The sequence below is a fragment of the Pseudomonas sp. W15Feb9B genome (assembly GCF_000828175.1).
In the GTDB taxonomy this organism is placed as follows: domain Bacteria; phylum Pseudomonadota; class Gammaproteobacteria; order Pseudomonadales; family Pseudomonadaceae; genus Aquipseudomonas; species Aquipseudomonas parakoreensis.
On the sequence record NZ_JTKF01000043.1, the window covers coordinates 1 to 25066 of the forward strand.

Genomic DNA, 25066 nt, shown 5'->3' on the forward strand with positions numbered 1-25066 from the left:
TGTGGGAGCTTGCCTGCAAGCGATGAGGCCATGGGTGTCACCGCAGGGAAACCGAGGCGGAATACGGTCATGACGCCGGGCAAGCTCTTCACCTCCGCCACACCCTGATGCAGGCTCATGATCGAGCGCACGATTGCCAGTCCCAGCCCGGTGCTGCCCTGCGAGCGCGAGCGGGCGCTGTCGACGCGGTAGAAGCGGTCGAACAAGTGCGGCAGATGCTGTGCTTCGATGCCGACGCCGGGATTGCTGACCAGCAGTGAAGCCTGCGTCGCGCCTCGCTCGATCAGCAAGGTGATGGTTTTACCGTGCGGGCAATGACGCAGCGCATTGGACAGCAGGTTGGAAATCGCCCGCTGAATCATCAGCCGATCGCCCAACACCGAGGCGCTGCCGACAACATTCAAATGAATCTGCTTGTCCTGCGCCGACAGCGAAAACATCTCCGCGACCTTCGCCGCTTCCGCCTCCAGCGCCACCGATTCAAACGGCGCCAGCGCCGACGGATGACTGACCTGCGCCAGAAACAGCATGTCCGAGACAATCCGCGCCACGCGCTCCAGCTCCTCGATGCTGGACACCAGCACATCCTTGTACTCCTCGGTCGTGCGCTCGCGGGACAAGGTCACCTGGGCCTTGCCCATCAGGTTGTTGATCGGCGTGCGCAACTCATGGGCAAGATCATCGGAAAACTGCGACAACTGCTGCACTCCGGCATCGAGGCGGTGCAGCATGAAGTTGATGCCCTGCGCCAGTTCGCTCAGCTCCTGCGGCATGTTGACCACCGACAGCCGATGATCCAGATCCTGAGTCGAAACCATCGCCGCCACTTTGCGAAACTCGCGCAGCGGCGCCAGTCCGCGCTGCACCGCGCCCCAGGCTGTGAGGCCGATGAACATCAGCAGCAACGGCAACGCGATCAGCGTCGAGCGCAGATAGGCACTGAGCAGCGCTTGATCATGCGCGTTGTCCATCGACAGCAGCACCGGCACGCTGCTGCCGTCCTTGAGGCGAATCAGCTTCGATGCGGTGAGGAACCGCGCGCCTTCGGCATCGCTGCTGTCGCTGTAGGTCAGTTGATCGGTGGTCCCGCGAACCGCTCTGAGTTCCACCCGTGGGTCGGTGAGTCCCGAGCCGGATTTGAGCAGCGGCGAACGCAGGTTCGAATGGTCATAAATCGTCAGCGTCAGGTTGTCATGGCCCATGACCTGATCGAGCAGAATGTGCGGTTTGCCGCTGACTTCATTGGCGTCGACGTACAGCGACAGGCTGTGCTCCACCTGCGCCATTTTCTTTTGCAGGCTGTCGCGGGACAGGGCATTGAGCTCATGGGTCAAGGCGAAATACGCAAGGATCGCCAGAAACACCACCAACAGCGCGCCGAGAATACTCACCGTCAAACCGAGGCGCATCGACAGGCTGGCGGGCTTCATTCCCGCGCCTCCAGCACGTAGCCGACACCGCGCAGGGTGTGGATCAGTTTGTTGTCGAACGGGTCATCGATTTTCGCCCGCAAACGGCGGATCGAGACTTCGACCACGTTGGTGTCGCAGTCGAAATTCATGTCCCACACCAGCGAGATGATTTGCGTACGGGTCAGCACCTCGCCGGACTGGCGCATCAGCAAGTGCAGCAGGGCAAATTCCTTGGTGGTCAGGTCGATGCGCTGCTCGCCACGAAACGCCCGATGGCGGCCTGGATCGAGTTCCAGATCGGCGACTTTCAACACCTGTGGCACTGGGATGTTTTCACTGCGGCGCATCAAGGTGCGCACCCGCGCCAGCAGTTCGGGAAACTCGAACGGCTTGACCAGATAGTCGTCGGCGCCCAGGTCCAGACCGCGAATCTTGTCCGCCAGCCGCCCGCGCGCGGTGAGCATCATCACCCGTGTGGAGTGGGTGCGGCGCAGTTGTTCCAGCACGCCCCAGCCGTCGAGTTCCGGCAGGTTCACGTCGAGAATGATCAGGTCATAGGCCTGCTGTTGTGCCAGATGCAATCCATCAGCACCGGTGGCGGCGTGGTCAACGATATAACCACTTTCGGTCAAACCCTGATGCAAGTATTCGGCAGCTTTAAGCTCGTCCTCGACGACAAGGATTCGCATGATCTTTCACCACTTTTATTTAAGGGATATTTAATTAAGGTGGCCGGGAAAGTTATCGTTTTTGTAAGGGATCCGGACGCAGTTCAATCACTGAATGACAAGCACGGTAAAGGCTGTAGTGGCTACAGGGTCAATCTCGGAGGCCTTTAAAACGGCCATCCGCGACAGCCTGTCGCAGCCTGGAAGCGCCAGCAGACATGTATTGCATTCAGGCAAGTGCTGTACGGCAGATAACTACCGAGTATTTGTTTCCATGTATTGCAGCAAAGCCTTTTGCACTTCGTATCCTAGAACAAAACAACTTTGCTGAACCGTGGATAACGGATTTGTAATGTTCCAGTCACCTTGTCGATAAGTTCAAAACCCTAACGTGGCGGCATCGAAAAATCCTGAATTAAAGGAAGTCCTCCATTGCCCGGTTTAATCGAACTGACGGCGCGATCACGCCTGAACAAAACCGCCAGCGGCCTCTTGTTGCTGGCGTGCAGCAGCCTGACCAGCGCATCGACCCTGACACTGGATCAGGCGCTGCAAAGTGCCTTCGCCGGCAACCCCGATCTCGCCGCCGCGCAGTGGGAAATCGGCATCGCCGAGGGCGATCGCCAGCAGGCCGGGCTGATCCCCAATCCCGAGGTATCGTGGGAGGCCGAAGACACCCGGCGCAACTCGCGCACCACCACGCTGATGCTCAGTCAGCCGATTGAGCTGGGCGGCAAACGCGCAGCGCGGGTCGATGTTGCCAGCCGCGCGCAGGACGCCGCCGGCATCGAGCTGGAGCGCAAGCGCAATGCCTTGCGCGCCGATGTGATTCAGGCGTTCAGCAGCGCGCAGACTGCGCAGCAACGTCTGCAGCTGTCGCGCCAGTCGCTGCAACTGGCCGAGCACGGTTTGCGTGTGGCCCAAGGGCGCATCGAGGCCGGTAAATCGTCGCCGGTCGAAGGCACGCGGGCACAGGTGCAACTCTCGGAAGTGCGCCTGGAGTTGAGCCGCGCCGAGCGCGATCAGGCCAACGCCTATCAGCAGTTGGCGCAGGTCATGGGCGCGCCGTTGCCGACTTCGACCAACGTGCAAGCCGCCACGCAAAACCTCGCCACGCTGCCGCCGCCCGGCCGTTTACTCGAGCGTTTGAACCAGACCGCCGAGCTGCGTCTGGCGAAACTGCAGATCGATCAACGCGAAGCCTCATTGGGCCTGGAAAAGTCCCAGCGCATTCCCGATCTGACCGTCAGCATCGGCAGCCAGTACAGCGAAACCGAGCGCGAACGGGTCAACGTGGTCGGGCTGTCGATGCCGATTCCGCTGTTCAACCGCAATCAGGGCAACGTGCTCGCCGCCGCACGCCGTAGCGATCAGGCGCGGGACCTGCGCAACGCCACCGAGCTGCGTTTGCGCACCGAAGTCCAGACCAGCCTTGAGCAATGGCAGACCGCCAACGGCGAAGTCAACGCGTTCAATCAGACCATCCTGCCCGCCGCACAAAGCGCAGTGGACAGCGCCACGCGCGGTTTCGAAATGGGCAAGTTCGGTTTCCTCGACGTGCTCGACGCGCAGCGCACCCTGATTGCCGCGCGTGGCCAATACATCCAGGCCGTCAGCGAGGCGACCGACGCCCGCGTGCGTCTCGAACGGATCTTCGGCGACCTCAGCGTCAGCCCTTGAATTTCACTTTTCAGACAACTGCGCGATGGCACGGCGCAGAGGAGTTTCCATGGATAAAAAACTGATGGTGGTCGCGGTCGCGACCTTGGCGTTGGGCATTGGCCTCGGTTCGATGTGGCCGGCCAATTCAAATATCGACGCGCATGCCGATGAGGCCTCCGAACACGCCGATCACGCCGAGGAGGGCGCTGCCGCCGAAGGCGAACATGCCGAAGAAGGCCACATCGAATTGAGCGCCGAGCAGATCGCCGCCGCAGGCATTCAACTGGCCGAGGCGCGGGCGCAAAGCATCAGTCTCGGCCTGTCGTTTCCCGGCGAAGTGCGCTTCGACGAGGACCGCACGGCACACGTCGTGCCGCGCGTGCCGGGGGTGGTCGAGTCGGTGGCGGTCAACCTCGGGCAAGCGGTGAAGAAGGGCCAGTTGCTGGCGGTGATCGCCAGTCAGCAGATCTCCGATCAGCGCAGCGAACAGGCCGCCGCGCAACGTCGCTTGGCGTTGGCGCGCACCACCTACGAACGCGAAAAGAAGTTGTGGCAGGACAAGATCTCCGCCGAGCAGGATTTCCTCCAGGCGAAGCAAGCGCTGGAAGAAGCGGAAATCGCCATGAACAACGCCCGACAGAAAATCAGCGTGCTCAGCGGCAGCGTGGTCGCTACCGGCGGCAATCGCTACGAACTGCGCGCGCCATTCGACGGCGTGGTGGTGGAAAAACACCTGACGCCGGGCGAGGTGGTCGATGAAACCACCGCCGCGTTCACCCTGTCGGACTTGTCCCGCGTGTGGGTGACCTTCGGCGTTTCGCCCAAGGACCTGACCCAGGTGCAGGTGGGCAAACCGGTCACCGTCAGTGCGCCGGAATTGAAAGCTGAAGTGACTGGCAGCGTGGCTTACGTCGGCAGTCTGCTCGGCGAACAGACTCGCACCGCGACCGTGCGCGTGACCCTGGAAAACCCGCAAGGCTCGTGGCGACCGGGGCTGTTCGTCAGCGCGCGGGTCGCCACTGACAGCCGCGAAGCGAAAGTGGCCGTGCCGGAAACCGCGATCCAGACCGTCGAGGACAAACCCACGGTGTTCGTGCGTACCGACGACGGCTTCAAGGCACAGGCGGTGGAACTGGGCAGCCGCGCCGCCGGCCACGTGGAAGTCACCCAAGGGCTGGAACCGGGCGTGCAAGTCGCCAGTGCCGGCAGCTTCGTTCTCAAGTCGGAGCTGGGCAAAGCCTCGGCCGAGCACAGTCATTAATTCTGGAAGGTCCCCATGTTCGAACGCCTGATCCAGTTTGCCATCGAGCAGCGCATCATCGTGCTGCTCGCCGTTCTGCTCATGGCCGGCCTCGGCATCGCCAGTTATCAGAAACTGCCGATTGACGCCGTGCCCGACATCACCAATGTCCAGGTGCAGATCAACACCGGCGCCGCCGGGTTCTCGCCGCTGGAAACCGAGCAGCGCATCACTTTCCCGATTGAAACCGCGATGGCCGGTTTGCCGGCACTGGAGCAGACCCGTTCGCTGTCGCGCTCCGGGCTGTCGCAGGTCACGGTGATCTTCAAGGACGGCACCGAGCTGTTCTTCGCCCGCCAACTGGTCAACGAGCGCCTGCAGATCGCCAGGGAGCAATTGCCCGAAGGCGCGGAAGCGCTGATGGGCCCGATTTCCACTGGCCTCGGCGAGATTTTTCTGTGGACGGTGGAGGCGAAGGAAGGCGCGTTGAAGGACGACGGCACAGCCTACACGCCGACCGATCTGCGGGTGATTCAGGACTGGATCATCAAGCCGCAATTGCGCAACGTACCGGGTGTTGCCGAGATCAACACCATCGGTGGTTTTGCCAAGGAATACCAGATCGCGCCGGATCCGAAACGCCTCGCCGCGTACAAGCTCACCCTCACCGATCTGATCACCGCGCTGGAGCGCAACAACGCCAACGTCGGCGCCGGGTACATCGAGCGCAGCGGCGAGCAGTTGCTGATCCGCGCACCAGGGCAAGTGGCGAGCACCGAGGACATCGCCAACATCGTCATGGCCAACGTCGACGGCACGCCGATCCGGGTCAAGAATGTCGCCACCGTAGAAATCGGCCGTGAATTGCGCAGCGGTGCGGCCACCGAAAACGGTCGTGAAGTGGTGCTCGGCACGGTGTTCATGTTGATCGGCGAGAACAGCCGCACCGTCTCGCAAGCGGTGGCCAGCAAGCTCGAACAGATCAATAAATCCCTGCCGCAAGGCGTGATTGCGGTGCCGGTGTACGACCGCACGCACCTGGTCGACAAAGCCATCGCCACGGTGAAAAAGAACCTGATTGAAGGCGCGATTCTGGTGATCGCGATTCTGTTCCTGTTCCTCGGCAACATTCGCGCTGCGCTGATTACCGCGATGGTGATTCCGCTGTCGATGCTGTTCACCTTCACCGGCATGTTCAGCAACAAGGTCAGCGCCAACCTGATGAGCCTCGGCGCGCTGGACTTCGGCATCATCGTCGATGGCGCGGTGGTGATCGTCGAAAACACCCTGCGCCGCCTGGCTCACGCGCAGCAGCATCACGGCCGTTTGTTGACCCGCGCCGAGCGTTTCAAGGAGGTCTTCGCCGCGGCGAAGGAGGCGCGACGACCGCTGATTTTCGGTCAGTTGATCATCATGGTGGTGTACCTGCCGATCTTCGCCCTGAGCGGCGTCGAAGGGAAAATGTTCCACCCGATGGCGCTCACCGTGGTCATCGCGCTGCTCGGTGCGATGCTGCTGTCGGTGACCTTCGTCCCGGCGGCGATTGCGCTGTTTGTCACCGGCAAGGTCAAGGAAGAAGAGGGCGCGGTCATGCGCGGCGCACGTCGGGTGTATGCGCCGGCGCTGGCCTGGGTCATGGCCCATCGCACGGTTGCGGTGGGCGCGGCGTTGGCGGTGATCGTGCTCAGCGGCGTGCTCACCAGCCGCATGGGCAGCGAGTTTGTGCCGAGCCTAAGTGAAGGGGATTTCGCTCTGCAAGCACTGCGCGTGCCGGGTACCAGCCTGACGCAATCGGTGGACATGCAGCAGCGCCTGGAAACCTTGATCCTGGCCAAAGTGCCGGAGGTTGAACGGGTGTTCGCCCGCACCGGCACGGCGGAAATCGCTTCCGACCCGATGCCGCCGAACATCTCTGACAGCTACGTGATGCTCAAACCGAAGGAGCAATGGCCAGACCCGAACAAGTCCCGCGACACCCTGATGGCCGAGTTGCAACAAGCCGCCGCGACGTTGCCGGGCAGCAACTATGAACTGTCGCAGCCGATCCAGTTGCGCTTCAACGAACTGATTTCCGGCGTGCGCAGCGATGTCGCGGTCAAGGTGTTCGGCGATGACATGGACGTGCTCAACGCCACGGCAGCGAAGATCGCGGCGGCGATGCAGAAGGTCAATGGCGCGTCTGAAGTGAAGGTCGAGCAGACCACCGGGTTGCCGGTGCTGACCATCAACATCGACCGCGACAAGGCGGCGCGTTACGGGCTCAACGTCGGCGATGTGCAGGACACCATCGCCGTGGCCGTCGGCGGGCGACAGGCTGGCACCTTGTATGAGGGCGATCGGCGCTTCGACATGGTGGTGCGCTTGTCCGATGCCATGCGCAAGGACATCGAGGGTTTGTCGGCGCTGCTGATTCCGGTGCCGGCGCTGAGCGGTGCGGCGAACCAGATTGGTTTTATCGCGCTGAAAGACGTCGCCAGCCTCGACCTGGTGCTCGGGCCGAATCAGGTCAGCCGCGAAAACGGCAAGCGTCTGGTGATCGTCAGCGCCAACGTGCGCGGGCGCGATATCGGCTCGTTCGTCAGCGAAGCGGGTGCGGTGATCGAGCGCGAGGTGCAGGTGCCGGCTGGTTACTGGACCCGTTGGGGCGGGCAGTTCGAGCAACTGCAATCGGCGGCCAAGCGCTTGCAGATTGTGGTGCCGGTGGCGCTGCTGCTGGTGTTCGGCTTGTTGTTCATGATGTTCAACAATCTGAAGGACGGCTTGCTGGTGTTCACCGGGATTCCGTTTGCGCTGACCGGCGGGGTGATGGCGCTGTGGCTGCGGGATATTCCGTTGTCGATTTCGGCAGGCGTCGGGTTTATTGCGCTGTCCGGAGTGGCAGTGCTCAACGGGTTGGTGATGATCGCGTTCATTCGCAATTTGCGCGAGGAAGGGCGGTCGCTGGCCGAGGCGATCAATGTCGGTGCGCTCACGCGGTTGCGGCCGGTATTGATGACGGCGCTGGTGGCGTCGTTGGGTTTCATTCCGATGGCGCTGGCAACCGGCACCGGCGCTGAAGTGCAGCGGCCGCTGGCGACGGTGGTGATTGGCGGGATTCTGTCCTCGACCATTCTCACGCTGCTGATCTTGCCCGCGCTGTACCAGATCGCCCATCGCCGGGATGAGGACATCACACCTATCCAATAGAACAACCCCAAACCCTGTGGCGAGGGAGCTTGCTCCCGCTGGACTGCGCAGCAGGCCTTGCTTTTTCAGAATAAGAGCGAGGGCCGCTCCGCGCCCCAGCGGGAGCAAGCTCCCTCGCCACAGTTATTTCTCAGCCCTGAAATTGGTGTTTGGTTGCCGCATTTTCGACATTACGAATCTGTAATTCCCCCGCCACCGTCACGAAAGGTACGCCTTGTTACCTTGATCCCGTCAGTTACTTAAACGAGGAATCAAAAATGAAAATCGTACAAATGGGTGCTTTTGTGGTGGCGTTGGCGATGTCTTCCCTGGTCATGGCTGAAGGTGGCGGCGACCGCACGTTCGATCGGATGATGACCAACAATGATCGTTCCATGGAGCTGTTCGTGGCCAAGGAAAAAGCCGCCGGCAACCCGGTGGTGGTCAATGAAAAAGCCGTCGACAACAGCAATAGCCTGTAAGCGACAGCACTTGATCAAGCCCGTCATCGCGCATCGATGCTGGGCTTTTTTATGCCTGGATGGGAAGGAAATGGATATGAAAATACGCAAGTTGATCGCGTTCGCCAGCGTCATGGCGATGTCTTCTCTGGTCATGGCCGAAGGCGGCGGTGACCGCACTTTCGAGCGTGCCTTCAGCGCCAACGCCAAAGCCATGGAGCAATATGCCGCCGAGCAGGGCAAAGCGCCGCCGGTGGTCAAGGAATACGAATACGGCATGAAGCTGGACGTGGTGAAAATCGTCAGCGTGGTGAAGCCGCAGCCGGCTTGCTCGGTGGTGCCGACGGCCATGACCTACGAGGACTCGCAAGGACAGCTCAACACCCTCAAGTACAGCGTGGCCGGCGTGTGCCGCAACAGCGGTGGCTAAACAGCACCGGATCCCTGTAGGAGCTGCCGCAGGCTGCGATCTTTTGATCTTGGTCTTCAAAGTCAAAAGATCGCAGCCTTCGGCAGCTCCTGCACGGGGCACATTTTCAGTATCACGATCTGTATTTAGATTCGGAATGTTTAAAGGTTGTGTGGGAAAAGCAGAACCTTCCCACAATGTTTTCAGGTTGTCCCTCGGACGTCCGCTCTCTAGCCTGTGTGGGTCGCTGTCAAATCAGCGATCGGGATTGGAACCCCTCGGCTTAACTGAAGCAAATCGCACCGTTCATGACGTATGCTTGTGCACTTTCATGTGTGCACTCCGTTATGGCGGCTGTGCGCGGGAGACTTCGAGTCTGTCGGGTTTTGCTTAGTTGCCCGGGTTCCAACCTGCGTACAGCTGCCACCCTTTCGCGTGGAACCGAAAGGGTCAGCTCCACCGTCAAGCTGAGTAAAACATTATGAAAAAGCCAACACCGAATCCGCCCGAAACAGACACGCCTGCAGACCCCGATCCAACATCCCCCTACGCCGCCATCGAATCCCTGCTGGCCAATGCTTGCGAATCCCTGGCCTCGGCCACGGTGATGCTCGGTGATTTCGCCGCGTTGCTGGAGGGGACGCATCGCAAGACGCTGCTCGGCATCGCGCAGGTGGTCATGCTCGGTGAACTGGCGGTGAACAAAGCGCTGGATAACGTGGAAGTCGCGACGTAGGCGAAGGTCCTTTGACGAGGATCCTTTTCTCGCCAGACCTGAATAAAATGACCGTGTATCTGAAAGCTATACGCGTATATGCATTAGCTACACGGTCGGTATAGAATCGACTCCGAAGTCGCTCTCATGGCTTCGCACCTCAAACGTTAGATCTCACGTTAAGAGCATGGCCTAAACCTCTCCGGGCCACTCAAGGAGTCAGAAAATGAAAAATAAACAAAAGCTGATGTGCTAACGCCATAAGGAGGCTCCAGCTCCAACATCACCTACCCAGATGGGAAACAGAACAATGTCCACAACTGAAAGCGTTGAAAAATCCAAACCCGTTCCAATCAACATGAGAGCGGACGAAAAGAAACGTAATCTGATCGATTTGGCAGCCGCCATGTCTGGTCGTGATCGCACAAGTTTTATCCTGGAAGCTGCCTGCCAAAAAGCTGAAGAGGTGATTCTGGATAAACGACTGTTCCTTCTCGACGACAGCGCATTTGACGCATTCGAACAGGCTATTGAAGCCAATCCGGCTCGAGGTAACGAATGCCTGCACCAACTGCTCGCTCGTCCAAAACGTTGGAGTTGACCGCGCCCGAGAAGCTCAACGACCAACACGAACTCGATGCCTTCGATTCTGGTGAGGTGACCATTGACCAATACCTGCAGAGGAAGGCGCGAAAAGCCCAATCCACCAAACAGGCTGTTGTGTACGTCAGTTGCCTCAAAGGCACGTCGAATGTGATGGCCTACTACACGCTTTCCAGCGGATCAGTCGCCCGCGCCAGCGTCATGCCGAAAAGCCGTCAACGCAACTCGCCCAGTGTCCATCCGGTAACTCTATTGGGGCGTATGGGCGTCACACGGGAGGCTCAGGGCCAGGGCTTCGCGATCGATTTACTGCAAGATGCGATTGAAAGAGCTCTCAACGCGTCTCAGTCGATCGGATCCAGCGCAATAATTGTTCATCCCTTGAATGATCGGCTGTCGAGCTTTTATATCAAGTACGCGGGATTCATTCCGTGCCCCGACATTTCCCCTATAACCCTGATGCTGCCTTTACGCTAAAGCTTGGCTGAATCAGCTACTCGCTAGGTTATTTCGATAGCGGGTTGATTATGTCGCGACCGCAGAGCAAAAAAAGGCGCCCCGAAGGACGCCAAAAAATTCACCTCTGACCAAAGGAGCAAGGAGCTTCTAAAGGTGAATGGTATTGCTCGGGAAACTCAGAGAATCGCCAGCGGGTATTCGACGATCACGCGCACTTCGTCCAGGTCCGACTCGAATGCCGTGGCGCGGGTAGTGGCCTGGCGCAGACGCAGCGACAGGTCTCTCATCGAACCGCTCTGCACCACGTATTTGACTTCCACATCACGCTCCCAGCGTTTCTGGTCGGTCAGCGGATTGCCGTCAGCATCGCGGCGCATGTACACCGCGTTGGCGTTGGAATAGTCGGCGTCGGTGCCGCGCGCGTAACGGGTCATGAACGACAAACCGGGTACGCCGTAAGCGGTCATGTCGAGGTCGTAGCGCACCATCCACGAACGTTCTTTCGGCGAGTTGAAGTCGCTGTACTGGATCGAGTTGTCGAGAAAGATCGAGTCAGACTGGCGCAGGTAATCGAAGTCGTCGTTGCCGTTGTTGCGCTGGTGGGAGAGGGCGACGGAGTGCGCACCGAGTTTCACCCCGACGCGGCCGCTCCAGATGTTGTTGTCGAACTGGCCGAGCAGTTGTTTGCCTTCGTCGACTGCTTTGTAATAGTTCAGCCCCCCGAACAGCGACAGGTCGTCCGCCAGCGGATAGGTCCATGCGGTGCCAGCGTAATACTGGTTCCAGGCGTCCTTGAGGCGGCTGGAGTACAGGCTGAAACTGAGGTTCTTGTTCAGCACATAATCGCCGCCGCCGTAAGCGATCCACGGCGAGTTGACCGGACCGGCGTAGAAGGTCGCGAAGTTTTCGCGCATGTCGCTGGACACCGGTTGGCTCATCGCATGCAGACGGCCGCCCTGGATCGACAGACCTTCGATGCTGGTGTTGGTCGCCGTCACCCCGCGAAAGCTTTCCGGCAGCAGGCGCGAATCACCTGCGGCTACCACCGGGTTGGCCGGGAACACATCACCGACCTTGACCACGGTATCGAAGGCCCGCACTTTGGCGGCGCCACCGACCTTGGTGTACTCATCCCGTGCCTGGCCGTCACGGTTGACCGGCAGCACATCGAACGAACTGCGGCCGCCGTTGCGGCCGTCACCGGTGTCGAGTTTCAAGCCGAGCATGGCAAATGCATCGACACCGACCCCGACGGTGCCTTGGGTGAAACCGGATTCGAACTTGCTGATCACCGCATGCGCCCAGGCTTCGGAATAACCGTTGCCGGTGGGGCTGGACTGGCCGTTGCGATGATCACGATTGAAGTAGAAGTTGCGGTTGAGCACCGTCAGGCTGCTGCCTTCGACAAAGCCCTCAGGCTTGTCTTCTGCAAACACCATGGACGGCCCGGCGCCGACTACCACCGCTAAAGCGGCCATCGACATTTTTGTATTGTTAACCATCAAACACTCCTTGGGTTTGGCAGAACGGGAACGTGCGTCGGCGTGGTCTTATTGTTCGGCGGGGCAGGGCCCGCCGGCATTGGTCGCCGGGTCACATCGTTGCAGGCTGCGGATAACGCCAAGGTGATGGGGGAATTACAATTTCGTCATGTGGTTATATGGATTGAGTGAACGCCACATAAACCTGTGGGAGCGAGCCTGCTCGCGAAAGCGGACTGTCAGGCACTGAAGATGGGGATGTGCCGACGCCTTCGTCGGAACGCCGCCCGGATCAGGCTCGCTCCCACAGTGGGTTGAGTGAGTCTGATAGATCACATGAGAGCCGATGTGGCTTTTTATCGTTCGAAGGTATCCAGCAAACCGTGTGATAGAGAGGCATCAGTTTCGGCGGGAAGTATGAGTTTGCCCTTCGTGTCGCCGATCCGTTTTACACGCGTCTTCTTCAAGGTAATTTTGCCTTGGTGTTCTTCGGCTATCGCATCAAGGCCATCCATCAACTCTGAAAAAATATCCCGCTTCATGGTTCGTGGATTTCCACTTGATAGGTGATCCTCAAATTTAACCGCAATTACCTTCTGCAGAGTGTCAGCCATTGCTCACCACTTTGCAGGCAAATTCCTAGAAAGGGGAGAGCGTTATAAGTCAAAAGATCGCAGCCTTCGGCAGCTCCTACAGACCGCATACCATCCCAATGTAGGAGCTGCCGAAGGCTGCGATCTTTTGATGTTGAATCCCACAAAAACAAAAACGGCACCCGAAGGTGCCGTTTTCATGTGTAGCCAGCCGGATATCAGCCCGCCAGACCCGCCTGCTGAACCAGCGACAGCAATGGCTGCGGGTACACACCGAGGAAGAACGCAACCACGGCGATGGCCAGCAGCATCACGCCGCCTGCCTTCTGTTCCCAGTGCAGCTGGGCGTCGTGGCGGCGCAGGTTCGGTTCGATCAGGTACAGGGTGACCATCACGCGCAGGTAGTAGAACACGCCGATGGCGCTGCCCAGTACCAGGGAACCGACCAGCCACCATTGGTGCGACTCGACACCGGTGGCGATGATGTAGAACTTGCCGATGAAGCCGGCAGTCAGCGGGATACCGGCCAGCGACAGCATCATCACGGTCAGTACCGCGGTCAGATACGGACGGCGCCAGAACAGGCCGCGGTACTCGTACAGTGCGTCGGCGTCACGGCCATTGTACGGCGAGGACATCAGGGTGATCACGCCGAACGCGCCGAGGCTGGTGATCACATAAGTCACCAGATACACGCCGATGGCTTCCACCGCCAGACCCTTGCTCGCCACCAGCGCGATCAGCAGGTAGCCGAAGTGTGCGATGGACGAGTAACCGAGCAGACGCTTGAGGTTGCTTTGGGTCAGGGCCAGCAGGTTACCGAACAGGATCGAGGCGATGGCGATGACGGTCAGTACGTCGCTCAGCACGCCACTGCTCGCGGCAGGGGAGATCTGGAACAGACGCACCATCACCGCGAACACGGCAACCTTCGACGCCGTGGCGAGGAACGCGGCCACCGGCGCCGGAGCACCTTCGTAGACGTCTGGCGTCCACAGGTGGAACGGTACCAGCGACAGCTTGAACGCCAGACCGATCAGCATCATGCCCAGACCCAACTGAGCCAGCGAGCTCGGCAGGTTGGTGGTAGCCAGTGCCTGACCGATACCGTTGAAGCTCAGGGTGCCGGCATCAGCGTAGAGCAGGGCCATACCGAACAACAGGAACGCGGAACCCGCGGCCGACAGCACCATGTACTTGATGCCGGCTTCCAGCGAACGCTTGTTGAAGAAGGCGTAAGCCACCAGACCGTAGACCGGCACCGACAGCAGTTCCAGACCGATGAACAACCCGGCCAGATGCTGCGCGCTGACCAGAACCAGACCACCGGCGGCGGCCATCAGGATCAGCAGGTACAGTTCTTCACGGTTGCCCGGGTAACCCGAGCCGCCATCGCCGAGGTAGGCATGGGCGAGGGTTACACAGGCGAGGGTGGCGACCAGGATCAGCGCCATGTACAGACAGGCGAAGGTGTCGACTTGCAGCAATGGCGTCACGGCCAGAGGCGCGACTTTCAGGGCTGGCAGGATCGACAGCAAGGCCAGATTCAGACCGGCGACCGAAATCAGGAAGGTCTGCGAGTGGTTGCGGCGCCAGGCGATTGCCAGCATCACCACGATAATGGTGAGGCTGGTGATCAACAGTGGCGCAAGCGCAATAAAGTGTTGAATCGTGAATTCCATAGCGCTCTTACCGGGCCGAAGCGAGTTGAGTGAAGGCGGTGCCGAGCCACTGCTGCACGCCATGCATCGTGGCGGCGGAAGTGTCGAGGAACGGTTGCGGGTAGACGCCGAGGTAAATCAGCAGCGCCGCAAGGCCCAGCACCATGGTCAGTTCGCGACCGTCCATGCCGTGCAGGATCGAATCCGATTTCGACGGACCGAAGTAGGCACGGTGGATCATGATCAGCGAGTAGACCGAACCGAACACCAGACCGGAGGTGGCAATCGCAGTGATCCATGGCGCACTGGCGAACGTACCGATCAGGATCAGGAACTCGCCGACGAAGTTACCGGTACCCGGCAGACCCAGAGAGGCGGCGGCAAAGAACAGGCTGATCGCCGGCAGGTACGCGATACGCGACCACAGACCGCCCATCTCACGCATGTCACGAGTGTGCAGACGCTCGTACAGTTGACCGCTGAGGATAAACAGTGCTGCCGCCGACAGACCGTGCGCCAGCATCTGGATCACTGCACCTTGCAGCGCCAGTTGGCTGCCGGAGTAGATGCCGATCAGCACGAAGCCCATGTGGGAAACGGACGAGAAGGCGATCAGACGCTTGATGTCGGTTTGCGCGAAAGCGAGGAACGCACCGTAGAAGATCCCGATCAGACCGAGGGTCATGGCGATCGGCGCGAACTCGGCCGAGGCATTCGGGAACAGCGGCAGGGCGAAACGCAGCAGGCCGTAGGCCGCGGTTTTCAGCAGGATACCGGCGAGGTCGACGGAACCGGCAGTCGGCGCCTGGGCGTGCGCGTCAGGCAGCCAAGAGTGGAACGGTACGACTGGCAGCTTGACCGCGAAGGCGATGAAGAAGCCGAGCATCAGGATGTACTCGGTGGTCATCGACATCTTGGTCTTCAACAGGTCGGCGTAGTTGAAGGTAATCACGCCGGTGTTGTTGAAGTTGACCAGCACCAGACCGAGGATCGCCACCAGCATGATCAGGCCGGAAGCCTGAGTGAAGATGAAGAACTTGGTCGCCGCGTAGATCCGGGTTTTCTTGCCGTCCGAAGAACTGTGACCCCAGAGCGCGATGAGGAAGTACATCGGCACCAGCATCATTTCCCAGAAGAAGAAGAACATGAACAGGTCGAGGGCGAGGAACACGCCGACAACGCCGCCCAGGATCCACATCAGGTTCAGGTGGAAGAAGCCAACGTGACGTTGAATCTCTTTCCACGAGCAGAGTACCGAGAGGATACCCAGCAGACCGGTCAGCAGGATCATCAACAGCGACAGGCCGTCGAGGGCCAGGTGCACGTTGATGCCGAAGCGCTGGATCCAGACGTGCTTGAACTCAAGCGCCCAGGTCGGATCGGCGCCAGGCGCCGGTGCAAATGAGTAGTCACCGTGGGCCCACAGCCAGAGGCCGAGGGCGAGTTCCAGGGTCATGGTCAACAGCGCAATCCAGCGGGGGAGGGTAGCGCCGAAGCGCTCACCCATCCAGCACAGCAGGCCGCCGATGAAGGGGATCAGGATTAGCCAAGGCAGAATCATGACGGGCTCGTTTCCTTTCGCAAATTCGCAAGGTTCATATCAGACCGCTACCAGCACGATGGCGCCGATCACCAGCACGGCACCAGCAGCCATCGAGGCGGCATACCAACGCAGTTGACCGGTCTCGGTGCGGCTCAGGGCGGTGTGACCGCCTTTGGCCATACGCGGGATCAGACCGATAGTCTGGTCGAGCGGGTCTCTGCGCAGTACATGGCTGATCGCAAGGTACGGCTTGACGAACAGTTTGTCGTAGATCCAGTCGAAGCCCCAGGCAGCGAACCACCAGGCCGAAAGGAAACGGCCGAGGCCGCTGTTGGCGATCGCGGTCACGAAGCGACGCTTGCCGAGGAACAGCAGGGCCGCCAGCAGGATACCGGCCAGAGCGATGGCGCCCGAGGCGATTTCCAGACTGTGCTTGGCTTCGCCACCGGCATGGCCAACGCTCTCAGGCAGTACGCCGTGCAGCGGTGGAACGATCATCGCGCCGACGAACGTCGACAGTACGATCAGCACCGACAGTGGCAGCCAGTGCGAGATGCCATGGCCGGCGTGGGCTTCGGTCTTGGCTTCACCGTGGAACGTGATGAAGATCAGGCGGAAGGTGTACAGCGACGTCATGAACGCGCCGACCAGACCGGCGTAAAGCAGACCGTGGTTGCCGCTGGCGAACGCTTCCCAAAGGATTTCGTCCTTGGAGTAGAAGCCTGCGGTGACCAGTGGCAGGGCGGCCAGTGCAGCACCACCGACGATGAAGCTGGCGTAGGCCAGTGGCAGTTTTTTCCACAGACCGCCCATCTTGAAGATGTTCTGCTCGTGGTGGCAGGCAACGATCACCGCACCGGAAGCAAGGAACAGCAGGGCCTTGAAGAAGGCGTGAGTCATCAGGTGGAAAATCGCGCCATCCCAGGCACCCACGCCCAGCGCCAGGAACATGTAGCCGATCTGGCTCATGGTCGAGTAGGCGAGGATACGTTTGATGTCGGTCTGTACCAGTGCGGCGAAACCTGCGAGAACCAGCGTCACACCACCGACGATGCCGACAAGGTGCAGGATTTCCGGCGCCAGGGTGAACAGGCCGTGGGTACGGGCGATCAGGTAGACACCCGCCGTCACCATGGTCGCAGCGTGGATCAGTGCCGACACCGGGGTCGGACCGGCCATCGCGTCCGCGAGCCAGGTTTGCAGTGGCAGTTGCGCCGATTTACCGACCGCACCACCCAGCAGCATCAGGGTCGCCAGGGTGATCCAGAAGTCGCCGGCCTGGAATTTCTGCGGTGCCAGCACCAGCAGTTCCTGGATGTTCAGCGTGCCCACTTGCTGGAACAGGATGAACAGGCCGATGGCCATGAACACGTCGCCGATCCGGGTCACGATGAAGGCCTTGAGTGCGGCGTTACCGTTGTTGCGGTTGCTGTAGTAGAAACCGATCAACAGGTACGAGCACAGGCCCACGCCTTCCCAGCCGAAGTACAGGAACAGCAGGTTATCGCCGAGGACCAGGAACAGCATGCTGGCGATAAACAGGTTGGTGTACGAGAAGAAGCGCGAGTAACCCGCTTCGCCGCGCATGTACCAGGACGCGAACAGGTGGATCAGGAAACCCACGCCCACCACCACGCCGAGCATGGTGATCGACAGGCCGTCGATGTAGAGGGCGAAGTCAGGCTTGAAGCCTTCGACCGCCATCCACTTCCACAGCACCAGGGTGTAGTGACCGCCCTCGGGAGGCGCGACGTTGAATTGCCAGATGACGTAGGCGGCGACGATCGCCGACAAGCCGATGGAACCCACGCCGATCAGCGCCGAGAGGTTTTCCGACCAGCGTCCACGGGAGAACGACAGCAGCAGGAAACCGATCAGAGGGAATACAAAAGTCAGAAAGATTAGGTTCATCCGCGCATCTCACTGGCAGCGTCGATATCGAGCGTGTGGAAGCGGCGATACAGTTGCAGCAGTATCGCCAGGCCAATACTGGCCTCGGCGGCTGCCAGGCTGATCACCAGGATGAACATGATCTGTCCATCCGGTTGCGCCCAGCGGGCGCCGGCAACGATGAAGGCCAGGGCAGTGGCGTTCATCATCACTTCCAGACTCATCAACACGAACAAAATGTTGCGGCGGACCATCAGGCCGACCAGACCAAGGCAGAACAGGATGCCGGCAACGGCCAATCCATGCTCGAGAGGGATAGCAGGCATGTCTTACTCCTTCGCCTCGTTACGGCCCAAATGGAACGCCGTGACGGCTGCGGCGAGCAGCAGCATCGAGGCGAGTTCGACCACCAGCAGATACGGGCCGAACAGGCTGACGCCCACGGCTTTTGCATCGACGGTGGTGTGGCCGATGGCCTGACCGCTCTGGTGAGCGAACAGCACATACAGCAGTTCGGCCAGCAGCAGGGCGGCGAGAATCACCGGTCCTGCCCAGATGCCGGGCTTGAGCCAGCTGCGTTCCTGCTGAACCGAGGCGGGACCCAGGTTCAGCATCATCACCACGAACACGAACAGCACCATGATGGCGCCGGCGTAGGCGATCACTTCCAGCACGCCGGCGAACGGTGCGCCGAGTGCAAAGAAGGTCATGGCCACGGCGATCAACGAGATGATCAGGTAGAGCAGGGCGTGCACAGGGTTGGTGTTGGTGACCACACGTAGCGTGGACACAACCGCGATACCCGATGCGAAATAGAAAGCGAATTCCATCGTTCTTCCTTAAGGCAGCAAGCTCTTCACGTTGATCGGTTCGGCTTCGTTCTGCGCGGAGCCTTTCGGCTTGCCAGCGATTGCCATACCTGCAACACGATAGAAGTTGTAATCAGGGTTTTTGCCGGGGCCGGAGATCAAAAGATCTTCTTTCTCGTACACCAGGTCCTGACGTTTGAACTCGGCCATCTCGAAATCCGGGGTCAACTGGATTGCGGTGGTCGGACAGGCTTCCTCGCAGAGACCGCAGAAAATGCAGCGCGAGAAGTTGATACGGAAGAAGTCCGGGTACCAGCGACCGTCTTCGGTTTCAGCTTTCTGCAGCGAGATGCAACCTACCGGGCAAGCCACGGCGCACAGGTTGCAGGCTACGCAACGTTCTTCGCCATCGGGGTCACGGGTCAGGACGATGCGACCACGGTAGCGTGGTGGCAGGTAGACCGGCTCTTCCGGGTATTGCAGGGTGTCGCGCTTGCGAAAGCCATGGCCGAAGACCATGACCAGGCTGCGCAATTGGGTACCGGTACCCTTAACGATGTCGCCAATATATTTGAACATGGGTCAAATCCTCACTGAACCGCAACCGCAGGTGTGTTCCACAACACAACCGCAGCGGTTATCAGCAAATTGATCAGGGTCAGTGGCAGGCAGAATTTCCAGCTGAAATCCATCACCTGGTCATAACGCGGACGCGGGATGGATGCGCGCAGCAGGATGAACAGCATGATGAAGAACGCGGTCTTCAGTGCGAACCAGACGAAGGACAGTTGCGGCAGGATGCCGAACGGACCGTGCCAGCCACCGAAGAACAGGGTGACCAGCAGCGCCGAGATCAGGATGATGCCGATGTATTCACCGACGAAGAACATGCCCCATTTCATACCGGCGTATTCAATGTGGTAACCGTCGGCCAGTTCCTGTTCCGCTTCCGGCTGGTCGAACGGGTGACGGTGAGTCACGGCGACGCCAGCGATGAAGAAGGTACAGAAGCCGAAGAACTGCGGAATGATGAACCACAGGTTCTGCGCCTGGTACTCGACGATGTCGCGCATGTTGAACGAGCCGACCTGCACCACGATGCCCATCAGGGCCAGGCCCATGAACACTTCGTAGGACACGGTCTGCGCCGAGGCACGCAAGCTGCCGAGCAGGGCGAACTTGTTGTTGCTCGACCAGCCGGCGAACAGCACCGCGTAGACCGACAGACCGGCCATGGCGAAGAAGAACAGCAGGCCGATGTTCAGATCCGCCACGCCCCAGGTCGGGGTGATCGGGATGATCGCGAAAGCGATCAGCAGGGCGGACATGGCCACCACCGGTGCCAGGGTGAAGATCACCTTGTCGGCAAACGGCGGGGTCCAGTCTTCCTTGAAGAACATCTTCAGCATGTCGGCGGCGATCTGGAACATGCCGAACGGGCCAACGCGGTTCGGACCGTAACGGTCCTGCCACCAGCCCAGCAGGCGACGTTCGACAAAGCTGAGCAACGCGCCCGCGACCACAACGGCCAGCAGAATCACGATGGCTTTGATGACCGTCAGGATCACATCGATCACTTCAGGGGTGAACCAGGTCATTGCGCTGCCTCCTGCAGACCGTCGACGGACAGGCCGGCGAATGCCGGTGGAATGCCGGCGATGCCCGCAGGCAAGGCCACCAGACCAGCGCCCAGCTCTTCATTGATGCGCAGCGGCAGACGCAGGGTCTGGCCGGCCACGTTCAGGCTCAGCAGAGCACCATCGTTGACACCCAGGCGATCCGCTTCGGATTTGGCCAGCGCCACGTACGGAGCCGGGATGCGTTCCTGTACCGGTGCGGCTTTCGACGAGTTTTCGTCGCTGCCGAACAGGTGGTAGAACGGCACGGCCTGCCAGGTGCCCGGCGCCGGGTTGAATGCGCGCGGAGCAGCGGCGAACCAGTTCAGCGAATCACCGGTGCTTTCGATCAGGCGGGTGCCCGGGTCGCCAGCACGCAGGTGACCACCGACTTCGTCCTGGAACTTGTTCCAGGCTTGCGGCGAGTTCCAGCCCGGCGACCAGGCGAATGGCACCTGCTGACGCGGTTCGGCCGAGCCCGAGTAACCTTCCATGGAGAAGGCGAACGCGGTGTCTTTGTCTTGCGGGGTGCGCGGTTCGTGAACGCTGATGTCGGCGCGCATCGCGGTGCGACCGGAATAACGCAGCGGCTCACGCGCCAGTTTCAGACCCTTGATGCGGAACGCGGCGGATGGAGCCGCGTCGACGATACGCGCCAGTTGCTCGGTGCTCGACGCCACGGCAGCGGTGACGTGGTCGAGTTGCGTCCAGTCGATCGGCTGGTTCAGCAGGGTCGAGCGCAGGGCGTGCAGCCAGCGCCAGCCTTCGTGAACCAGGATGCTCGCATCCATGTATTGCGGATCGAAAACCTGGAAGAAGCGCTGGGCGCGACCTTCCTGGCTGACCAGCGTACCGTCGCCTTCCGCGAAGCTCGCGGCTGGCAGAACCAGTTGCGCGCGGTCGGTGGTGGCGGTCTTCTGGTGGTCGGCAACGATCACCACTTTCGCAGCGCTCAGCGCGGCATCGACCTTGGCTTTCGAGGTGCGGGTGTACAGATCGTTTTCCAGCACGACGATGGCGTCGGCCTTGCCATCGATCACGGCTTGCAGCGCCGCGTCGACCGATTCGCCACCGAGCATGGCCAGGCCGAGGCTGTTGGCTTCCGGCACGATCAGGCTGATCGAACCGTTCTTCTCGCGCAGCTTCAGGGCTTTGGCGATGTTCGCCGCGGCTTCGATCAAGGCTTTGGAACCCAGCGAAGTACCGGCGATGATCAGTGGGCGCTTGGCCGCGAGCAGGGCGTCGGCAATGCGCTTGGCCAGTTCCAGTGCTTCGGCGTCCAGACCTTCAACGGCCGGGGCGCTGGCGTCCAGTGCGTGGGCCACGGCGAAACCGAGGCGTGCCAGATCATCCGGAGCGGCGTGAACGCATTCTTCAGCAATGTCGTCGAGCTTGGTTTCGGCCAGGCTGGCAATGAACAGCGGGTTCAGTTCGTGCTGACCGATGTTCTTCACCGCAGCGTCGAGCCACGGCTGCACGCGCATGGCTTCGGCCATGTCTTCGGCCTTGCCCTTGACCGACTGACGCAAGGCCAGCGCCATACGAGCGGCGGTCTGGGTCAGGTCTTCACCAAGGACGAACACAGCGTCGTGGTCTTCGATGTCGCGCATGTTCGGCACGGGCAGCGGGCTGTCTTTGAGCACTTGCAGGACCAGGCGGATGCGTTCCAGTTCGGAAGCTTCGATACCGGAGTAGAAGTGCTCGGCGCCGACCAGCTCGCGCAGCGCGTAGTTGCTTTCGAGGCTGGCACGCGGCGAACCGATACCGACGATGTTGCGCCCGCGCAGCAGGTCAGCGGCTTTATCCAGCGCAGCGTCGACGCTCAGCTTGGTGCCGTCGGCCAGCAGCGGCTGACGTGGACGATCAGTGCGGTTGACGTAGCCATAACCGAAACGGCCACGGTCGCACAGGAAGTACTGGTTCACCGAACCGTTGAAACGGTTTTCGATGCGACGCAGTTCGCCGTAACGCTCGCCCGGGGAGATGTTGCAACCGCTGGAGCAGCCGTGGCAGATGCTCGGCGAGAACTGCATGTCCCATTTACGGTTGTAGCGCTCGGAGTGCGTCTTGTCGGTGAACACACCGGTCGGGCAGACCTCGGTGAGGTTGCCGGAGAACTCGCTTTCGAGGGTGCCGTCTTCAACGCGACCGAAGTACACGTTGTCGTGGGCGCCGAATACACCGAGGTCGGTGCCGCCGGCGTAGTCCTTGTAGAAACGCACGCAGCGGTAGCAGGCGATGCAGCGGTTCATTTCGTGGGAAATGAACGGGCCCAGTTGCTGGTTCTGGTGGGTGCGTTTGGTGAAGCGATAACGGCGCTCGTTGTGGCCGGTCATCACCGTCATGTCTTGCAGGTGGCAGTGACCGCCTTCTTCGCACACAGGGCAGTCGTGCGGGTGGTTGGTCATCAGCCATTCGACAACACTGGCGCGGAACGCCTTGGATTCTTCATCGTCGATGGAGATCCAGGTGTTGTCGGTGGCAGGCGTCATGCAGGACATGACGATGCGACCACGGGTGTCGTTCTCGTCGGTGTACTGCTTGACTGCGCACTGGCGGCAGGCCCCGACGCTACCAAGCGCGGGGTGCCAGCAGAAATAAGGGATGTCGAGGCCCAGCGACAGACATGCCTGTAACAGGTTGTCTGCCCCGTCGACTTCGAGCGCTTTGCCGTCTACGTGGATAGTGGCCATGGTTCAAAGGTCTTCGTTGGCCCGGTGTCAGCGGGCGTGGCTAATGGAATCTTGTTATCCGTCCGAATCCAGTCAGCCCCGAAAGGCGTCATCGGACGAAAGGCGAAGGGCACGGACCCTTCGCCTTTTTAAGCGTTTACGCGCCGATTACGATCGGCCTTGCCAGAGGCGGGACGGCGGCGCTTGCAGGCGCAATACCGGCTTCGAACTCTGGACGGAAGTATTTGATGGCACTGCCCAGCGGCTCCACGGCACCCGGTGCGTGAGCACAGAAGGTCTTGCCTGGGCCGAGGAAACCGACCAGACCCAGCAGGGTCTCGATGTCGCCCGGCTGACCACGGCCTTCTTCGATGGCCATCAAGAGCTTGACGCTCCATGGCAAGCCATCACGGCACGGGGTGCAGAAGCCGCAGGATTCGCGGGCGAAGAACTGCTCCATGTTGCGCAGCAGGGAAACCATGTTGACGCTGTCGTCCACCGCCATCGCCAGGCCGGTACCCATCCGGGTGCCCACTTTGGCGATGCCGCCGGCGTACATTTGTGCGTCGAGGTGTTCTGGCAACAGGAAACCGGTACCGGCGCCACCTGGCTGCCAGGCCTTGAGCTTGTAACCGTCGCGCATGCCGCCGGCGTAGTCTTCGAACAGCTCGCGGCCGGTAACGCCGAACGGCAGTTCCCACAGGCCAGGGTTCTTGACCTTGCCGGAGAAGCCCATGAGCTTGGTGCCCATGTCTTCGCTGCCTTCGCGGGCCAACGATTTGTACCAGTCAACGCCGTCGGCAATGATCGCCGGCACGTTGCACAGGGTTTCCACGTTGTTCACGCAGGTCGGCTTGCCCCACACGCCGACGGCGGCAGGGAAGGGCGGCTTGGAGCGCGGGTTGGCGCGGCGGCCTTCGAGGGAGTTGATCAGTGCGGTTTCTTCACCGCAGATATAACGCCCGGCGCCGGTGTGGACGAACAGTTCGAAATCGAAGCCGCTGCCCAGAATGTTCTTGCCCAGCAGGCCTGCAGCCTTGGCTTCTTCCACAGCACGGTTGAGGTGCTTGGCGGCGGTGGTGTACTCGCCACGCAGGAAGATGTAGCCACGGTAGGTTTTCAGTGCGCGGGCACTGATCAGCATGCCTTCGATCAGCAGATGGGGCAGTTGCTCCATCAGCATGCGGTCTTTCCAGGTGTTCGGCTCCATCTCGTCCGCGTTGCACAGCAGGTAGCGGATGTTGATGGATTCGTCCTTGGGCATCAGGCCCCACTTCACGCCAGTGGGGAAGCCTGCACCGCCGCGACCTTTGAGGCCGGCGTCTTTCACGGTCTGGACGATGTCGTCCTGGGCCATGTCGGCGAAGGCTTTGCGCGCAGCGGCGTAGCCGTTCTTGGCCTGGTATTCGTCGAGCCATACGGCTTCGCCGTCGTCACGCAGACGCCAGGTCAGCGGGTGAGTCTCGGCCGAACGCTTGATGCGGTTGGCAGGACCAAAAGATGTCAGGGTCATACGTAGCCCTCGAGCAGTTTGGCCACGCCGGCAGGCTGCACGTCGCCAAAGGTGTCGTCGTCGATCATCAGCGCCGGTGCCTTGTCGCAGTTGCCGAGGCAGCAGACCGGCAGCAGGGTGAAACGACCGTCGGCGGTGGTCTGACCCAGGCCGATGCCCAGATTGTTCTGGATCTCGCTGACCACCGACTCGTGGCCGCCGATGTAGCAGACCATGCTGTCGCAGACGCGGATGATGTGGCGGCCGACCGGCTGACGGAAGATCTGGCTGTAGAACGTCGCCACGCCTTCAACGTCGCTGGCCGGGATGCCGAGGATCTCGCCGATCGCGTACAGGGCGCCATCCGGCACCCAGCCGCGTTCTTTCTGAACGATCTTCAGGGCTTCGATCGACGCCGCGCGCGGGTCTTCGTAGTGATGCAGCTCGTGCTCGATGGCCGAGCGCTCGGTTTCACTCAAGGTGAAACGGTCTGTCTGGATAAGCGTGCTGTTCAT

22 protein-coding genes are annotated in these 25066 nt (G+C 60.6%); 8 read left to right on the top strand and 14 right to left on the bottom strand.

The window, feature by feature from the left end:
* The coding region (locus OC71_RS21505; RefSeq protein WP_041073189.1) for a heavy metal sensor histidine kinase at nt 1-1430 on the bottom strand (1430 nt) is incomplete at its 3' end.
* On the bottom strand, nt 1427-2101 hold the full coding sequence (locus OC71_RS21510; protein ID WP_003223767.1) for a heavy metal response regulator transcription factor: 675 nt from the start codon (nt 2099-2101) through the stop codon (nt 1427-1429). The genes OC71_RS21505 and OC71_RS21510, both read right to left, overlap by 4 nt.
* A gap of 411 nt (nt 2102-2512) precedes the next feature.
* Between OC71_RS21510 and OC71_RS21515 the strand changes: the two genes are divergently transcribed.
* The 8 genes from OC71_RS21515 to OC71_RS21550 all read left to right on the top strand — a co-directional run bounded on the left by OC71_RS21515 (nt 2513) and on the right by OC71_RS21550 (nt 10812).
* The gene (locus OC71_RS21515) at nt 2513-3760 is read left to right on the top strand and encodes a TolC family protein (protein ID WP_041073191.1); all 1248 of its coding nucleotides are present in this window, start codon (nt 2513-2515) and stop codon (nt 3758-3760) included.
* 49 nt (nt 3761-3809) lie between these two features.
* Nucleotides 3810-5003 carry an efflux RND transporter periplasmic adaptor subunit gene (locus OC71_RS21520; RefSeq protein ID WP_041073193.1) on the top strand — a complete coding sequence of 398 codons (1194 nt, stop codon included), beginning with the start codon at nt 3810-3812 and terminating at the stop codon, nt 5001-5003.
* Between the two features lie 15 nt (nt 5004-5018).
* On the top strand, nt 5019-8168 hold the full coding sequence (locus OC71_RS21525; RefSeq protein ID WP_041073195.1) for a CusA/CzcA family heavy metal efflux RND transporter: 3150 nt from the start codon (nt 5019-5021) through the stop codon (nt 8166-8168).
* A 257-nt stretch (nt 8169-8425) separates the two neighbouring features.
* On the top strand, nt 8426-8629 hold the full coding sequence (locus tag OC71_RS21530) for a co-regulatory protein PtrA N-terminal domain-containing protein (RefSeq protein WP_041073197.1): 204 nt from the start codon (nt 8426-8428) through the stop codon (nt 8627-8629).
* Between the two features lie 76 nt (nt 8630-8705).
* Entirely contained in the window at nt 8706-9038 is a 333-nt protein-coding gene (locus tag OC71_RS21535) for a DUF2790 domain-containing protein (protein ID WP_041073199.1), read from the top strand.
* A 460-nt stretch (nt 9039-9498) separates the two neighbouring features.
* A complete protein-coding gene (locus OC71_RS21540) occupies nt 9499-9753 on the top strand; it encodes a DUF6124 family protein (RefSeq protein ID WP_041073201.1) in 255 nt (84 codons plus the stop codon).
* A gap of 289 nt (nt 9754-10042) precedes the next feature.
* Complete coding sequence (locus OC71_RS21545; protein ID WP_041073246.1) at nt 10043-10333, top strand: DUF1778 domain-containing protein; 291 nt, start codon at nt 10043-10045, stop codon at nt 10331-10333.
* A complete protein-coding gene (locus tag OC71_RS21550) occupies nt 10291-10812 on the top strand; it encodes a hypothetical protein (protein ID WP_052510612.1) in 522 nt (173 codons plus the stop codon). The genes OC71_RS21545 and OC71_RS21550 overlap by 43 nt, the downstream gene beginning before the upstream one ends.
* Before the next feature lie 158 nt (nt 10813-10970).
* On the opposite strand, the gene OC71_RS21555 is transcribed toward OC71_RS21550, so the two are convergent.
* The 12 genes from OC71_RS21555 to nuoE all read right to left on the bottom strand — a co-directional run bounded on the left by OC71_RS21555 (nt 10971) and on the right by nuoE (nt 25066).
* Nucleotides 10971-12296 (bottom strand): OprD family porin, encoded by a 1326-nt coding sequence (locus OC71_RS21555; protein WP_041073205.1) that lies wholly within the window; start codon nt 12294-12296, stop codon nt 10971-10973.
* Between the two features lie 335 nt (nt 12297-12631).
* Nucleotides 12632-12889, bottom strand: coding sequence for a hypothetical protein (locus OC71_RS21560; protein ID WP_041073207.1), 258 nt, complete (start codon nt 12887-12889; stop codon nt 12632-12634).
* Between the two features lie 197 nt (nt 12890-13086).
* The gene (gene nuoN, locus OC71_RS21565) at nt 13087-14550 is read right to left on the bottom strand and encodes an NADH-quinone oxidoreductase subunit NuoN (protein ID WP_041073209.1); all 1464 of its coding nucleotides are present in this window, start codon (nt 14548-14550) and stop codon (nt 13087-13089) included.
* 7 nt (nt 14551-14557) lie between these two features.
* A complete protein-coding gene (nuoM, locus tag OC71_RS21570; RefSeq protein ID WP_027614661.1) occupies nt 14558-16090 on the bottom strand; it encodes an NADH-quinone oxidoreductase subunit M in 1533 nt (510 codons plus the stop codon).
* A 39-nt stretch (nt 16091-16129) separates the two neighbouring features.
* Entirely contained in the window at nt 16130-17983 is a 1854-nt protein-coding gene (gene nuoL, locus OC71_RS21575; protein WP_041073212.1) for an NADH-quinone oxidoreductase subunit L, read from the bottom strand.
* Complete coding sequence (gene nuoK, locus OC71_RS21580; RefSeq protein WP_041073214.1) at nt 17980-18288, bottom strand: NADH-quinone oxidoreductase subunit NuoK; 309 nt, start codon at nt 18286-18288, stop codon at nt 17980-17982. Before nuoK ends, nuoL begins: the two co-directional genes overlap by 4 nt.
* Before the next feature lie 3 nt (nt 18289-18291).
* Nucleotides 18292-18792: an NADH-quinone oxidoreductase subunit J gene (nuoJ, locus tag OC71_RS21585; RefSeq protein WP_041073216.1), complete on the bottom strand. Its 501-nt coding sequence runs from the start codon at nt 18790-18792 to the stop codon at nt 18292-18294.
* 9 nt (nt 18793-18801) lie between these two features.
* A complete protein-coding gene (nuoI, locus tag OC71_RS21590) occupies nt 18802-19350 on the bottom strand; it encodes an NADH-quinone oxidoreductase subunit NuoI (protein ID WP_003223795.1) in 549 nt (182 codons plus the stop codon).
* 11 nt (nt 19351-19361) lie between these two features.
* Entirely contained in the window at nt 19362-20369 is a 1008-nt protein-coding gene (gene nuoH / locus OC71_RS21595) for an NADH-quinone oxidoreductase subunit NuoH (protein ID WP_007964859.1), read from the bottom strand.
* On the bottom strand, nt 20366-23080 hold the full coding sequence (gene nuoG / locus OC71_RS21600; RefSeq protein ID WP_041073220.1) for an NADH-quinone oxidoreductase subunit NuoG: 2715 nt from the start codon (nt 23078-23080) through the stop codon (nt 20366-20368). Before nuoG ends, nuoH begins: the two co-directional genes overlap by 4 nt.
* A gap of 136 nt (nt 23081-23216) precedes the next feature.
* Nucleotides 23217-24572, bottom strand: a complete 1356-nt coding sequence (gene nuoF, locus OC71_RS21605) for an NADH-quinone oxidoreductase subunit NuoF (protein WP_041073222.1) — start codon at nt 24570-24572, stop codon at nt 23217-23219.
* Nucleotides 24569-25066 (bottom strand): NADH-quinone oxidoreductase subunit NuoE, encoded by a 498-nt coding sequence (gene nuoE / locus OC71_RS21610; RefSeq protein WP_003223804.1) that lies wholly within the window; start codon nt 25064-25066, stop codon nt 24569-24571. Before nuoE ends, nuoF begins: the two co-directional genes overlap by 4 nt.